This is a genomic window from Staphylococcus pasteuri (assembly GCF_030547725.1).
GTDB classification, from domain to species: domain Bacteria; phylum Bacillota; class Bacilli; order Staphylococcales; family Staphylococcaceae; genus Staphylococcus; species Staphylococcus pasteuri.
Genome location: NZ_JAUOQO010000186.1, coordinates 1 through 303 on the forward strand (window position 1 = coordinate 1; position 303 = coordinate 303).

Genomic DNA, 303 nt, shown 5'->3' on the forward strand with positions numbered 1-303 from the left:
GTTCTATTTCGTAGGCTAAAGTGGGTTGTTCAACTGTAAATGTGGTGGTGTCGGTTGCGCCATTGGCCGTTACCGTAACATTATAAATACCCGGTTTTACTTCAGCGTAGTGCTGCCAAAACGAGACTTCGTCGGGGCGTTTTTTTTCTAGTTGTAGCGTTATTTGCCCATTTGTTGGCCCTTGCCACTGAATAACTACACTGCGGCTGTTACTACATGAACCTTCAATATTAAGTTTCCAACCATTGGGGACTGTTAAGCTTGTGCCTGCTTTTGCAGGTTTGCGTTCGCTATAGCCTAGGT

At 45.2% G+C, this 303-nt stretch carries 1 protein-coding gene; it reads right to left on the reverse strand.

Going from position 1 to position 303, the window contains the following annotated elements; translation table 11 throughout:
* On the reverse strand, positions 1-303 hold a 303-nt coding region (locus Q4528_RS13335; RefSeq protein WP_303521992.1), incomplete at both ends, for a hypothetical protein.